The 13,733-nt window shown below is 44.6% G+C and carries 14 protein-coding genes and 1 pseudogene; 9 read left to right on the top strand and 6 right to left on the bottom strand.

Annotation, left to right across the window (positions count from 1 at the left end; all coding sequences use genetic code 11):
• Window positions 1–61: 61 nt before the first annotated feature.
• From NLX78_RS01225 to NLX78_RS01215, 3 genes are all read left to right on the top strand, one after another.
• Complete coding sequence (locus NLX78_RS01225; RefSeq protein ID WP_080683009.1) at window positions 62–250, top strand: hypothetical protein; 189 nt, start codon at window positions 62–64, stop codon at window positions 248–250.
• 216 nt (window positions 251–466) lie between these two features.
• Entirely contained in the window at window positions 467–1,645 is a 1,179-nt protein-coding gene (locus NLX78_RS01220) for a putative glycoside hydrolase (RefSeq protein WP_061828601.1), read from the top strand.
• Between the two features lie 195 nt (window positions 1,646–1,840).
• Window positions 1,841–3,211 carry an MATE family efflux transporter gene (locus NLX78_RS01215; RefSeq protein ID WP_254327843.1) on the top strand — a complete coding sequence of 457 codons (1,371 nt, stop codon included), beginning with the start codon at window positions 1,841–1,843 and terminating at the stop codon, window positions 3,209–3,211.
• On the opposite strand, the gene NLX78_RS01210 is transcribed toward NLX78_RS01215, so the two are convergent.
• From NLX78_RS01210 to NLX78_RS01185, 5 genes and pseudogenes are all read right to left on the bottom strand, one after another.
• Window positions 3,208–3,417: a DUF3906 family protein gene (locus tag NLX78_RS01210; RefSeq protein ID WP_013309710.1), complete on the bottom strand. Its 210-nt coding sequence runs from the start codon at window positions 3,415–3,417 to the stop codon at window positions 3,208–3,210. The genes NLX78_RS01215 and NLX78_RS01210 overlap by 4 nt on opposite strands.
• A gap of 117 nt (window positions 3,418–3,534) precedes the next feature.
• The gene (gene pfkA / locus NLX78_RS01205; protein ID WP_061828603.1) at window positions 3,535–4,506 is read right to left on the bottom strand and encodes a 6-phosphofructokinase; all 972 of its coding nucleotides are present in this window, start codon (window positions 4,504–4,506) and stop codon (window positions 3,535–3,537) included.
• Window positions 4,507–4,529: 23 nt separating this feature from the next.
• Window positions 4,530–5,609 (bottom strand): tetraprenyl-beta-curcumene synthase family protein, encoded by a 1,080-nt coding sequence (locus tag NLX78_RS01200; protein WP_254349419.1) that lies wholly within the window; start codon window positions 5,607–5,609, stop codon window positions 4,530–4,532.
• 237 nt (window positions 5,610–5,846) lie between these two features.
• Window positions 5,847–7,095: pseudogene (locus tag NLX78_RS01190) on the bottom strand (MATE family efflux transporter); the annotation flags it as partial.
• 194 nt (window positions 7,096–7,289) lie between these two features.
• Window positions 7,290–7,487, bottom strand: coding sequence for a cold shock domain-containing protein (locus NLX78_RS01185; protein WP_013309706.1), 198 nt, complete (start codon window positions 7,485–7,487; stop codon window positions 7,290–7,292).
• 173 nt (window positions 7,488–7,660) lie between these two features.
• Here NLX78_RS01185 and NLX78_RS01180 point away from each other — a divergent pair, with 173 nt between their 5' ends.
• The 6 genes from NLX78_RS01180 (at window position 7,661) to NLX78_RS01155 (ending at window position 12,588) form a co-directional block, all read left to right on the top strand.
• Window positions 7,661–7,894, top strand: coding sequence for a hypothetical protein (locus NLX78_RS01180; protein WP_013309704.1), 234 nt, complete (start codon window positions 7,661–7,663; stop codon window positions 7,892–7,894).
• A 7-nt stretch (window positions 7,895–7,901) separates the two neighbouring features.
• A complete protein-coding gene (locus NLX78_RS01175; RefSeq protein ID WP_007429808.1) occupies window positions 7,902–8,090 on the top strand; it encodes a hypothetical protein in 189 nt (62 codons plus the stop codon).
• Window positions 8,091–8,288: 198 nt separating this feature from the next.
• On the top strand, window positions 8,289–10,085 hold the full coding sequence (pepF, locus tag NLX78_RS01170; protein ID WP_068940260.1) for an oligoendopeptidase F: 1,797 nt from the start codon (window positions 8,289–8,291) through the stop codon (window positions 10,083–10,085).
• A 56-nt stretch (window positions 10,086–10,141) separates the two neighbouring features.
• The gene (locus NLX78_RS01165; protein ID WP_254349416.1) at window positions 10,142–10,564 is read left to right on the top strand and encodes a LapA family protein; all 423 of its coding nucleotides are present in this window, start codon (window positions 10,142–10,144) and stop codon (window positions 10,562–10,564) included.
• Window positions 10,565–10,577: 13 nt separating this feature from the next.
• On the top strand, window positions 10,578–11,615 hold the full coding sequence (locus NLX78_RS01160) for a M42 family metallopeptidase (protein WP_061828607.1): 1,038 nt from the start codon (window positions 10,578–10,580) through the stop codon (window positions 11,613–11,615).
• 73 nt (window positions 11,616–11,688) lie between these two features.
• Window positions 11,689–12,588, top strand: a complete 900-nt coding sequence (locus tag NLX78_RS01155) for a LysR substrate-binding domain-containing protein (protein ID WP_061828608.1) — start codon at window positions 11,689–11,691, stop codon at window positions 12,586–12,588.
• A gap of 19 nt (window positions 12,589–12,607) precedes the next feature.
• On the opposite strand, the gene NLX78_RS01150 is transcribed toward NLX78_RS01155, so the two are convergent.
• Complete coding sequence (locus NLX78_RS01150) at window positions 12,608–13,597, bottom strand: aldo/keto reductase family protein (RefSeq protein ID WP_254349415.1); 990 nt, start codon at window positions 13,595–13,597, stop codon at window positions 12,608–12,610.
• Window positions 13,598–13,733 lie beyond the last annotated feature (136 nt).

Here is a 13,733-nt window from a genome sequence, read left to right as displayed (position 1 = left end):
GAATCGTATTGAATGATTCTTTTGGAATGATTCCGAGCAGGAAAGGGTGATTTTTGTGGAAATGGAAACGGTAAAACTGTCCGACATTGTCTTAAGATGGTACCCGGAAATGCTCCCTTCTCTCAAAAAGGATGAGCTGAACTCGATGATTGTGCTTCGGGACGGGATGGCCATACTCAAGCCAACGGATGCGCTAGAAATTATTCAGTACAGTATTTGCGAGCATCAAGACAATAATTATCTTCAATAAATTTCTTTACCAAGTGCCGCTTCTTCCGGTTACATCTACAACCGCGAAGAGAGCGGCATTATTTATGCATTTTTATGGATTCAATGAACACAGGTTGGGTTAATCATGTAAGACTGTGCCTGATGATTCCAGTATTGGTTACAAGCGTGTTGTTTTTCGATACATAACTTTACGTATAATCAGGTAAGCGACATACATAAGGGAGAGAGTTAGGAAATGAATATGATTTGGGCAATTATGCTATTGGCGATGGGGATAGGCGGAAACGGCGATCAGTCAGCCAACGCTCCAAATGTAAAAGATACGGTGGCAACAACAATTAGTAGCGCCATGATCCAGGCTCAGCACAATAATATGAAGGTGGATGCCTCCAATCCCCCAGTTAAAATTGACCCACAACCGACGACTCCTGCTATCAAGGGCATCTATGTCACGGCTTATAGCGCAGGCGGTTCGCGTATGACTCAGCTGCTTGAACTGCTTGACAAGACAGAGCTCAATTCCATGGTTATTGATATAAAAGACGATGCAGGTTACATCACTTATCCAACGACCAATCCCGAGCTGCTCAAATTGGGCAAGCCGCAAAAATTCATTCGGGATATTTCCGGTTTGATGGACCGATTGAAAAAGCATAATGTTTACCCGATTGCTCGTATTGTCGTATTTAAAGATACGGTACTAGCTAACAAAAATCCCGAGATGTCTTTCCGTAACCCTGACGGCTCTGTCTGGAAAAACGGCAAAGGAGACGGGTTCGTCAATCCCTATAATAAAGAAGTATGGGATTATAATATCGCCATCGCTAAGGAAGCAGCCAAACTTGGTTTTAAGGAAATTCAATTTGACTATGTACGTTTCCCCGAAGGCTTTGAGAAAAGAGCAGACAAGCTGAAATATACCAAATCAGATCAATCCCGCTCGGATGCAGTCGCTGAATTCGTACAATATGCCCGTAAAGAGCTTGCTCCATTAGGTGTACGAGTATCGGTAGATATTTTCGGATATGCCGCATCCGTTCCTGCTGCGGAGGGGATCGGACAGGATTTCACTAAAATCTCCGAAAATGTGGATGTCATTTCGCCCATGGTTTATCCAAGTCACTACACCACAGGCTGGTTCGGTGTAAAAGACCCCGATAAGAATCCATACCAGACGATTAAAGGCTCCATGGCCGATACACACAAAAAGCTCGATCCGACGGGCAAGCTAAAGCCAATTATTCGTCCTTGGATCCAGGATTTTACCGCAAGTTGGTTGGGGAGCGGACATTATGCTAAGTATGGAAAAACTCAAGTAGAGGACCAAATTCGAGCGCTTAAGGATATGAAAGTGGATGAATATCTACTTTGGAATGCCACAAACCGCTATACTAGCGGAGTAACATACAAATAATTTATCTCTCGGGACTTTTTATTATTTTATATAAAATTTAGAAATTATATAATTATTTCGAAGGCTGTCCCGTTGTTTGGCGAACGGGTGCAGTCTTTTTATTACTGTTCAAATGTAGCGGTATCCCTTACAATAAATACTTACATGTTATGATACATACGAATAATCAATCCCTAGTAAATGAGGAAAACAAAAATGCAATTGACTCTAACAACGGGACAGAAATGGAAGCAACTTTTCTACATTTTGCTCCCTATCCTGATTACCCAGCTTGCACTATCTGCCATGACTTTTTTTGATACGAATATGTCGGGACACTTTTCCCCTGCCGATCTGGCTGGAGTAGCCATTGGAGTAAGCCTATGGGTTCCTGTACAAACAGGCCTTAACGGAATACTTATGGCTATCACGCCCATTGTATCTCAATTGGTAGGAGCACAGCGCAAAGATAAAGTCTCCTACTATGTCATTCAAGCACTTTGGCTCTCTCTTGCCCTGTCTATGGTCGTATTGATTGCTGGCATCATTTTGGTCAAGCCTATTTTGAACGGTATGAATTTGGAATTGAGAGTTCATAATGTGTCCCTGTACTATCTTTGTGCGATGGCTTTCGGGATTGTTCCTCTATTTGCCTACACTGTGCTCCGAAGCTTCATGGATGCATTGGGACAAACCCGCTTTACGATGTTCATCACGCTCATGTCGTTACCCATCAATGTATTGTTGAACTATCTCCTTATTTATGGAAACTGGGGTTTTCCGCGTCTGGGGGGTGTAGGCTCCGGGGTGGCAACGGCAACCACCTACTGGATCATCATGCTGGTCGCCGGTATCACTACGCATCGTGGAAGAATATTTGCCGAATACCGAATCTTCAGCAAAATATACGGGATTGCCGCTGGTGCTTTGAAAGAGCTCATCAAGATTGGCGTACCGATTGGATTTGCTATATTTTTTGAGACTGCCGTCTTTTCAGCCGTCACTCTCTTCATGAGTAGCTATAATACAGCTACCATAGCCGCACATCAGGCCGCCATGAACTTTGCATCTACGCTGTATATGATTCCACTCAGCATTTGCATGGCACTTACGATTCTAGTTGGCTATGAAACAGGGGCTGCTCGTCGGCGGGATGCCAAAGCTTATAGTGTAATGGGGATTAGCAGCGCAGTAGGTCTATCACTGATTACAGCTATTGTACTGCTTATCTGGGGTGAACAGGTCGCTCGACTTTACTCCACCGATCCGCAGGTCATTCAATTGGCACAGCATTTTCTAATCTATGCGATTTTCTTTCAGATATCTGATGCTGTCGCTACACCTACACAAGGAGCGCTACGCGGGTATAAAGACGTCAATCCAGCCTTTTTGCTCACATTCCTCTCCTATTGGGTCATCGGGCTTCCTGTAGGATATATACTGGCACGCTGGACTTCATTGGGGCCCTACGGCTACTGGATCGGTTTGATAACAGGGTTGGCAGTAGGCGCTATTTTACTTCTCTGGCGTCTGGTGAGAGTACAACGTCGTTTCGCCGAAAAAAAACAACACGCAGAGGCTATTTAGCCTTTGCGTGTCTCGATTACATATGCTGCGCCTAAAGTTATTCGTTTTTTCTCCACAATAGCCACTTCGTTCAGCTTGGGAGGATATAGAAAGTGTCTCTCCACATGTTGTTCAATCTCTTCAAATGCCTGTTCTTCATTTTCAGCAGCGAGAATGACGGTCAGCGCTCCTTCCGAACTGTCCACTTCGATTTTGAATAGGTACATATATGACTACCTCCTAATAGGACTCAAAGCTAAAAAAATAGCGGATGACTCGGGTCATCCGCATAATTTTGATCATTTCCAATATCAGAGCCGATCTATTTTACATAAAGGCTCTTATTATTGGGACAAACGCAAGGCCAGCTCATAAAGCTCCATATTGAAATCTTTTTTGGTATTTACAACCTTGTCAATATCTGTAGCTACCAACTTACCGTCGATCATTCCGCAAGCCTTGTCAGATATGCCCTCGATCAATTGGCGAACAGCAAAGTCACCCAAACGGCTCGCCAGGTTGCGGTCAAACGCTGTTGGTGTGCCTCCACGTTGGATGTGTCCAAGCACTGTAACACGAGGCTCATAATCCGGACAGTTTTCTTGGATAACTTGTGCTACTGTTTCGCCTTTGCCTACACCCTCAGCAACGATAATGATACTGTGGCGTTTACCATGCTTAAAGTTTTGTTTCATCCGGTCGGATACTTCGTTCAGGTCAAATTCTACCTCAGGCACCAAAATCGTTTCTGCGCCAGAAGCCAGACCCGCATGCAGAGCAATATCACCACAATGACGTCCCATAACTTCCACGATAGAAGAACGTTCATGGGATGACATCGTATCACGCAGCTTGTTGATTGCGTCCACTACGATACTAACCGCCGTATCAAAACCAATAGTGTAGTCCGTGAAGGAAATGTCGTTGTCAATCGTACCCGGAAGACACATCGTTTTAATGCCTTGCTTGGTCAGTTTGTTAGCTCCTTGGTAGGAACCGTCGCCACCAATCACGACTACGCCGTCAATTCCACGGTTACGCAAAATTTGAGCGCCTTTTTTCTGCCCTTCTTCAGTCGTAAATTCCAGGCATCTTGCAGATTGAAGTACAGTTCCCCCACGTTGGATGATATCTCCGACGCTTCTCAGATCCATTGGAAAAATATCGTCGTTCAAAAGGCCTTGATACCCACGTTGAATCCCGAATACTTCCAGTCCAAAATACAATCCGCTACGTACGACGGCGCGAACTGCCGCGTTCATCCCTTGTGAATCTCCACCACTTGTTAATACTGCAATTTTCTTAACTGCTGTCATGATTTATGACCTCCTCAAAATAATCATATAAGCCTTCTTATCCATCGACTGTTTAATAAGAAAAACAAACGCATGAGCGGACTATTTTTCATTAAACGTCTCGAAACAGCGCGAACGTCCTGCTGCTCGCTAACTTTAGGGTCGGATAAATATAAAGCCAGCAATCCCTCGATAATCATCCGGTGAAAGGAGCTGGCAGGGACATCTGCAATATCAGCCCGCGCCCGATTCACAACGTAGGCGATCCGGTCTAGCACCATGTCGGTATCTTCATAATAATTGCAAAAGTTAAGATCTCCGCCCTTCCGGTCTTCGTCTTGATCGATTAGATAATCCAGCAAAATATGAAGACTGCACACATGTGGAAAATACGATGCATGTATTGAGGCAGCCCCTGCATCTGTCAGATGCTGGTCGCTGGCAGCAAGAAACAGCATAAAGACCCCCAGAGTTGAACCGGTAGCCGCAGCAAACTCATTCCAGCGTAACTCTGGTGTACGGTCTTTATGAAGCGACCACCAATCCAAAAGCGCTTGTTCCCGCAGCTCGGGTTTAATATGCTTGTATACTTGCAAATCCGTGTATAATCGAGCCAAATCCTGAACGTAAGGCATAGCCGCCTCATAGCCCGGAAGCCTGCTTACACAAGACTGACAGGTTGTCACCAGCCTGGTCAAATAACCGCCATCCTCCTGCTCACGACGCAACTCATAATAATTCACTGGCCTAGCCGTCGGATTAACCGCATCCAGCATAGCCTGATGCAGTAGCCTGAAATCATCCGGGTCCATGGACGTACTGCGATCACACAGGTTGTCCAGATAATCACTAATGGTCTGATACGCTACGATCAGCGGAATTAGCGTCTGCCGGGCAGACATATTGGCAGCGGCATAAACCGCTCCACCCACGCAGTGAAATGTCTTATCCGCTATGCTCGAAAGCGCCTGGCTTCGCAGCTCAGGGTCCGGAATTTGTTCGGCCTTGCTCTTCCAGTTACTCAATTCTAGTTTCGTTTCAGGGAGAATGTGCTTGTACATTCGGCTCATTAGACCTATGGGGCCTCTCGGTACTTGATAACGTCCTTGCTCAACATAACTCAAATGACGGTGCCTCCACATTGTTGTCTACGTAATTATACCTATCCAAACCATATCCATTATAATATGATCGTCCTTTTAGCACAAATGAACAACCTCACTTTTTTCTTTAAAATTCAAGAAAATGAGCTATTCTTACAAAAAGAATTTTATACCTGTAATGTTTTATTAGTCAAAAATAGGAGTTACACAAAATCTATCCTTATAAGACTTTAATCGCAAATAGTATAAATGGCCTACCTATCCCTTGTCCTCTGCGGACTTCATGGCTTGGATTCCCTCTCCCATGCTTGCCTGCTTCCATTTCCCGAAAGCATAATAGTAAATGACTGCTACGGCAGAGATAGCAAAACCAACAGGAAAGCTCCACCATACAGCATCTAGACCATACTCATCGACAAATACATAGGCCAAAGGTATACGAATGCCCCATAATGAAATAATGGTAATTAAAAGCGGTATCATGACGGAACCCGTTGATCGAACAACACCTGTAATGACATTGGTAACACCGAATATAACAAAAGACCACAAGGTGATCATATTAATCCGCATACCCAATTCCAATGCGCCCCCCCGTAGATGGAAGGAACATGAGTAAGGCCTGCCGGTTAAACACGTAAATTAATACCACAGCTCCACCAGTCAACACAAAATTATACACAATCCCAATCCAGGTTGTCATACGCACTCGATCCCAACGTCCGGCTCCGATATTTTGAGCGGCAAAGGAAGATACAGCTGCACCTAACGCCATTGCTGGCATCTGCACATAGCTCGACAAATTATTGGCTGCTGTATAAGCTGCTGCTGCCACTGTCCCGTAGCCGTTAATCAGATTCATTAAAGCAATCGCGCTGGTGGAGACAGCAATCATTTGCAACCCCATCGGCACTCCCTTACGGATTAGGGTCCAAATAATCTTCCAATCAAATCTGAGTAAATAAAGCTCTGAAGATGTAATGCGCAAAAAATATTTTACTCGATATAGGTAAATGAGGATAAAAACAAAGCTGATCCCTTGAGCGATCAGGGTAGCAGTAGCGGAACCTCCAATGCCCATAGCAGGAATCGGTCCCCATCCGAATATTAACAGCGGGTTGAGTAGTACATCCAGTACGACGGAAACGATCAGAAAATAAAATGGTGTTTTGGAATCTCCAGCTCCTCTCATTACAGTCATTATGTAGTTATAGCCGTACAAAAAGGGCATGCCTGCGAAAATAATACGCGTATACGTGATCGCCATATCCACTGATTCGGCAGGTGTATTGAGTACATGAAGAATCCAAGGCGCACTCAAAAATCCGATAATACCTATAGCAAAAGCGAGCACCAGAAAAAAGACTGCACTTGTACCTACTATACGCTTGGTTTCAGCTACGTCTCCTGCTCCGATATTTTGTCCGATCATAATAGTGGCAGCCATGGTAACGCCAAAAATCGAACTGATAAGAAAAAACATTATAATATTTCCGTTGGAAGCGGCCAATTTGAAATGTCTTCTGCCTAGTTTTATTACGTATAATACCCTATTCCTGCTCAATCTTCTCATATCATAAACGTATTTACGCAAAAAAGCGCAGTCCCTTAAATTAAAGGAACTGCGCTCTCAATTCATAGTTTAACCGTAATATATAAGACATCCGTAGAAACGGAACCATTCTTACAATTCAGTTACACTTACAGTTTGATTACGTTAGCTGCTTGGGGTCCACGGTTACCTTCAGTAATTTCGAATTCAACCGCTTGACCTTCTTCCAAAGTTTTAAAGCCGTCGCCTTGGATTGCGGAGAAATGTACGAATACGTCCTCGCCACCATCCATTTGAATGAAGCCATAACCTTTTTCTGCATTAAACCATTTAACTGTACCTTTCAAGTGAACAACCTCCTAAAAATACCGCCATCTATGGCGAATATCCATATTATACTTCATGCTTTTTCACAATGCAATTGATGTTTTTCCGGGTTTTTCGGGCTGGAATGATTTGCTTTTGCGGCGGAAACTGCGGTATCATGAACCAAAACATCTATAAAATCGGAGACATGCATATGATGAAAAAACACGAAATATACAAAAAAGACAATTGGAACATGATGACTGTCGAGGTGCAGGGCCGTTACATCGTTCTACGGGAAATATCCGATGATTGGGGCGAGGAAGCCCACACGTTTTTAAGCCGTCCGGCGCTAATGCATTGGGCTCAAAATCGGTTTCCCAAGCAGTCCTTTCAAGATAATGAGGAAGAGTGGCAGCGGATCATGAACGCTTTCAAACAGGTCTAGCCTATTCATGGTGTCCAACAGCTATCTCATCTTCATTATTCTGGCCTTCACGCTGGGCGGAGTGCTGATCATGAAGCGTGATACGATACCGGCTCCTCTCAAAAAGTGGATGGCCCTCACTGCTGTAATCATGGTTTGCCTTGCCTTTTATCTCATTGTATACAGCTTATTAAATATAGGTTCCAACCCACAGTAAGAAAATTATACTTTCGGGCGTAAGAGGTCATACTATGGCATAACAAGCCATGGTATAAGGAGGATTTGCCGTTACATGCATCCTGTAAAACCTCTTGCCCTGCTGCTTACGGTAAGCGTGGCGGTTTCTTCGTTTTGGCATCCGTCCCTTACTGCCGCAGCTCTACCCCACATTACGTTCGATCAGAGGAGGTTCTCCATGAGTGAAATTGTAAAACGCGCTGATGCGCCAGTGGAAAATACATGGAAACTGGAAGATTTGTTTCCCAACCGCAAAGCATGGGATCAAGAATACGAAGAAGTCAAACAACTAGCCAAAAAGGCTGAACAATTCCAAGGCAAGCTCAATTCAGCAGAGTCGATTGGCAGCTGCTTTAAATTGGAAGATGAATTGTCGCTTAAAACCGAGCGTGTATATGTGTACGCACATCTGCATCATGATGAGGATACAGCTGAACCTACATACCAGGGTCTTTCGCAAAAAGCCAAAAAATTAGGCGTTGAGGTTAGCGAGTCTCTTTCTTTCGTGACGCCTGAAATTTTGGCATTGCCGGATCATCAGCTCGATGCCTTCATTGAAGATCCGAAGCTTGCAGATTATCGGTTTACACTTCAAGAAATGAAGCGGGAAAAAGCACATATTCTGGGCAAGACAGAAGAAGCGTTGCTCGCTCAGGTTGGCAATCTGGCTCAAGCCCCGCAAACGATTTTTGGCATGCTCAACAATGCCGATCTGAAGTTTCCAAAAATTAAGGATGAAAACGGCAAAGAGGTTGAGCTGACTCATGGCAGCTACATTCAATTCCTCGAAAGTCCGCACCGCGAAGTTCGCGAACGTGCTTTTAAAGCGGTATATGACACATATGCCAAAAATAAAAATACAATTGCTTCTACACTAAGTGCTAATGTAAACAAAAATATTTTTTATTCTCGTGTTCGCAAATACCCTTCTGTACTGGAAATGTCACTGTACGGTGACAATATTCCGAAGGAAGTGTATACGAATCTCATTGATACCATTCATGAAAGCTTGCCCCTGCTCCATCGCTACATCAAGCTGCGTAAAAAGTTATTAGGTGTGGATGAGCTCCATATGTATGATTTGTTCGCTCCACTTGTGGACGAATACAAGATGGACATTACGTATGAAGACGCCAAAAAGCAAACAAAGGAAGGCCTTAAGCCACTGGGCGCGGACTATCTGGCTTCGTTGCAAAAAGGCTATGATGAGCGCTGGATTGATGTATACGAAAACGAAAACAAACGTACTGGTGCATACAGTTGGGGAGCTTATGGTACCCACCCATATGTGCTGCTGAACCATAAAGATAACCTGAACAGCATGTTCACACTTGCTCATGAAATGGGGCATGCGTTACATTCGTACTATTCAGACAACGCATTGAAGTATAGAGATGCACAGTACACCATTTTCCTGGCTGAAGTGGCATCCACAACCAATGAAGCGTTGCTAATGGACTACCTGCTGAACAAATCAACCGATCCAAAAGAGAAAATGTACCTTCTCACCTACTATGCAGATCAATTCCGCACAACGGTATTCCGTCAAACCATGTTTGCGGAATTTGAGAAAATTGTACATGAACGCGCTGAACAGGGAGAATCACTTACACCGCAGCTTTTATCAGAGATTTACTATGATCTGAATGTGAAATATCACGGGCCTGGTATGAAGGTAGACAAAGACATTGAAATGGAATGGGCACGGATCCCTCATTTTTATAACAGTTTTTACGTCTACAAGTATGCTACTGGCTTCTCGGCAGCAACCAGTTTCTCGAAACAGATTCTGGAGGAAGGCCAGCCAGCCGTTGACCGTTACTTGGGCTTCTTGAAGAGCGGTGGCAGTGATTATTCAATCAATATTTTGAAAAAAGCTGGCGTTGACATGTCCTCTCCGCAGCCGATCCGCGAAGCGATGAGCGTATTCGAAGAAGTCATTACGGAAATGGAAAAGCTAACTGAAGGAAAGTAAAACCGTGCGCACTTAAAATCCAGCATTGAAATGATGCACGGATAAATCCCTTGTCCATGGCGGGCAAGGGATTTTATAATGTAATGGGAGGAGGTGGCATTTTGAAAACACAATGGTCTTTGATCGCAGCTCTTGTTATTGCTTTGTTAACAGCTGTATTTGCTGTTATTAATGTGAATTCGGTTCAAGTGAACCTTCTATTCAGTAGGGTTAGCATTCCTTTGATTTTGCTTATTCTTGGTTGCACTCTTCTAGGTGGACTTATTGTCGGTTCTTTCGGTATTTTCCGCCAATATAGGCTTCAGAGAGAGATTAAACGTCTGACTACTCAGCTTCATACACTACAAGAAGAGCACACATCCACGGTGGAAGCAAACGCGGATGTGACCTATAACGCGACGGGTTCTTCCAGCACAGGGTCTACATTCGACCAAGATATAGAGCAACCGTCCTCTAACCCTGATCGGTTGTCCAAATGAGGAGGAGCAACAAATGACGATTCAATTAAATGAAGATTATATGATGAACTTTTTAAATCAGCTACTGAACACACCCAGTCCCAGTGGGTATACACACCATGTGATGGAGCTGATTCGTAAAGAAGCGGAAAGTCTCGGGGTGCAAATCGAATGGAATGCAAAAGGCGGTGCCATCTTGACTCTGAAAGGTCAGGAAACGGACCATACGGTGGCGCTGAGCGCACATGTGGATACATTGGGCGCAATGGTGCGTTCCATTACAGCACAAGGCACCCTACGTCTGACATCCGTTGGCGGCTTCATGATGAACAGCATTGAAAACGAATACTGCCTTATTCATACCCGAAGCGGACAAACGTATACAGGCACTATTCTATCCAGCCATCCATCCGTGCACGTCTATGATGATGCACGGAGCTTTGAACGCAAGGAGAGCCACATGGAGGTACGGATTGACGAGCTTGTCGAGTCAAAAGAAGACGTGCTTCAGCTTGGTATTGCGGTGGGCGATTTTATTTCGTTCGATGCGCGTCCAGTCGTAACACCAAGTGGATTTATCAAGTCACGCCATCTGGATGATAAAGCTAGTGTAGCTGCACTGTTTGGTTTACTGGAATCTGCTGTACATGGAAACTGGAAGCCTCGACATACCGTTAAATTGCTCATTTCCAACTATGAGGAAGTGGGGCACGGAGCGGCTTACATACCCGAAGGAATCAGTGAGATGATAGCTGTCGACATGGGCTGTATGGGTGAAGATCTGAGCTGCAAGGAAACGGATGTTTCTATCTGTGCCAAGGATTCCTCCGGACCTTATGACTATACTATGACGACCCGTCTGATTGAGCTGGCCAAAGAGCTGAATATTCCGTATGCGGTAGATATTTATCCGCACTACGGTTCGGACGCTTCGGCTGCACTAAGAGCCGGTAATAACATCCGTGCTGCGTTGATCGGCCCTGGCGTACACGCCTCCCATGCCATGGAGCGCACGCACAAGCAGGCCGTGGTGAACACTGCACGTCTGCTTGCAGCTTACGTGACCGTTTAATTCGAACGATAAAAACCGACCTGTTCCTCTGGAGAATAGGTCGGTGAAGGCTTAGCGAAAGGAAATCACAGCTATGGATCTGAAAAAACTACGTTACTTTATCGCAGTAGCGGAAGAACTGCATTTTAACCGTGCTGCGAAAAAACTGAATATCACCCAACCTCCCTTGAGCCAACAAATTCAAAGCCTTGAAGAAGAGCTTGGCGTGAAGCTTTTGGAACGAACCAAGAGACAAGTTCGACTTACGTCAGCAGGAGCGATATTTTTAGAAGAATCCAGAAACGTGGTTGCTCAATTGGAAAGATCCATCAAGATCACACAGCTTGCAAGTCAGGGGAAATTCGGACAATTATCCATCGCTTTTGTAGATTCAGCCTCTGGCAGCCTGATGGTTAATGCCTTGAAGAAATTCCGAGAGCGTTTTCCAGATGTGAAGCTTACGTTATTTGAAATGACATCTGTCCAACAACTGAAAGCTATACACGAGGGCAAAGTTCATGTGGGCTTCCTGCGCTGTGCAGATCCATCTATACATATCACTTCTCGTCTTTACACCAATGAATCACTCATGGCCGTTCTTCCTCAAACACATCCGTTAGCCCACCATTCAACCTTGTCTTTACGTTCATTAGCGGACGAATCTTTTATCCTGTCTCCGCCTCATATGGGAGCTTCTTTTCATAACCTCATACTGGACTTTTGCGGACAACACGGATTTCAGCCTCAAATCGTACAGGAAGCCGTTCAAATGTATACGATCGTTAACTTGGTAGCGGCAGGTATAGGTATCTCCATTGTCCCCTCTTCCGTTTCTGTCTTTCAACGCCGTGATGTCGTATTTCGTTCCTTTCAAGAAGAGTCTCCGTCCATCCCACTTTATGCTGCATGGAAAACAGGTACACACGAAACTGTTCTGACTCATTTTCTGGAAGTGGTTGAAGAAACAGCTTGTAACGAAGAGTTAGACGTGTAAATCTCCTTGATCGTATATCTTAACCTGTTTTTCTCGGATCACGTTCAACAATACCATTTAAAATGCTATCCAATTGTCTCATGACCTGCTCATCTAGACGGACACCCGCGGCTTTTACGTTCTCTTTAACCTGCTCGGGCTTGGAAGCACCGATAATAGCTGAGGACACTTGCGGGTTTTGTAAAACCCATGCGACTGCAAGCTGGGGTAGCGTCAGTCCGCATTCTTCTGCAATCGGTTGAATTTTCTTTACTGCCAAAAGGACTTCTTTACGTAACCATTGTCCAGCCAAACGTTCGAAAAATGGTGACCCTGCTGTCGTAGAAGCTCTTGATCCCTCGGGTAACGGCTTGTCTGCTGCATATTTACCAGAAAGAATACCTTGTGCCAGAGGTGACCAAACCACCTGCCCAATCCCTTCCTGCTCACAAGCGGGAATCACTTCAGCTTCAATGACACGCCACAGCATGGAATATTGGGGCTGACTTGCCACGAAAGGGACCTTTAATTCCTTAGCCAGAGCGGCTCCTTGCTTTATCTGCTCTGCTGTCCACTCGCTTACTCCTACATACAAAACCTTCCCTTGCCGCACCAAGTCGGATAAGGCCAAAAAAGTTTCTTCAAGCGATACGGTTGGATCAAAACGGTGTGCATAATATACATCAATATAATCCGTTTGCAGGCGTCGAAGAGAAGCATGGCAGGCCTCCATGATATGTTTGCGAGACAGCCCTCTATCATTCTGTCCGGTACCTGTGGGATGAAAAACCTTAGTACATAATTCAATACTTTCACGGCGTATTCCCTTTAAAGAATGACCTAAAACCGTTTCCGCCATGGTATCCGAATACACATCAGCAGTATCAAACGTGGTAATCCCTGAGTCTAGTACAGCGTTTACACAGGCTTGCGCTATAGTATCATCCACTTGAGCACCGTGGGTGATCCAGTTTCCCAATGCGATCTCACTTACCATTAATCCACTTTTTCCAAGTTTACGATATTCCATTTTCAATTCCTCCCTCCCATATGCAATCCATTATACCCACCGTAATTTAATATTAGAAATATATAATTCACGCACTTTTAATATGAAAAACATATTAATAATTCGATAAAAAAAGCAAGCCTCCACTCTGAATGGT

The sequence above is a fragment of the Paenibacillus sp. Lou8.1 genome, assembly GCF_024213565.1.
In the GTDB taxonomy this organism is placed as follows: domain Bacteria; phylum Bacillota; class Bacilli; order Paenibacillales; family Paenibacillaceae; genus Paenibacillus; species Paenibacillus polymyxa_B.
This window is presented reverse-complemented; position numbering and strand designations above follow the sequence as displayed.

Bases quoted from the DNA above. Each gene is read 5' to 3' on its own strand.
- NLX78_RS01175 (WP_007429808.1), top strand. From the start codon at position 7,902: ATGGTGTCCAACAGCTATCTCATCTTCATTATTCTGGCCTTCACGCTG.
- pfkA (WP_061828603.1), bottom strand. From the start codon at position 4,506: ATGACAGCAGTTAAGAAAATTGCAGTATTAACAAGTGGTGGAGATTCA.
- NLX78_RS01155 (WP_061828608.1), top strand. From the start codon at position 11,689: ATGGATCTGAAAAAACTACGTTACTTTATCGCAGTAGCGGAAGAACTG.
- NLX78_RS01210 (WP_013309710.1), bottom strand. From the start codon at position 3,417: ATGTACCTATTCAAAATCGAAGTGGACAGTTCGGAAGGAGCGCTGACC.
- NLX78_RS01225 (WP_080683009.1), top strand. From the start codon at position 62: ATGGAAACGGTAAAACTGTCCGACATTGTCTTAAGATGGTACCCGGAA.
- NLX78_RS01220 (WP_061828601.1), top strand. From the start codon at position 467: ATGAATATGATTTGGGCAATTATGCTATTGGCGATGGGGATAGGCGGA.
- NLX78_RS01150 (WP_254349415.1), bottom strand. From the start codon at position 13,597: ATGGAATATCGTAAACTTGGAAAAAGTGGATTAATGGTAAGTGAGATC.
- NLX78_RS01160 (WP_061828607.1), top strand. From the start codon at position 10,578: ATGACGATTCAATTAAATGAAGATTATATGATGAACTTTTTAAATCAG.
- NLX78_RS01165 (WP_254349416.1), top strand. From the start codon at position 10,142: ATGGCGGGCAAGGGATTTTATAATGTAATGGGAGGAGGTGGCATTTTG.
- NLX78_RS01180 (WP_013309704.1), top strand. From the start codon at position 7,661: ATGATGAAAAAACACGAAATATACAAAAAAGACAATTGGAACATGATG.
- NLX78_RS01215 (WP_254327843.1), top strand. From the start codon at position 1,841: ATGCAATTGACTCTAACAACGGGACAGAAATGGAAGCAACTTTTCTAC.
- pepF (WP_068940260.1), top strand. From the start codon at position 8,289: ATGAGTGAAATTGTAAAACGCGCTGATGCGCCAGTGGAAAATACATGG.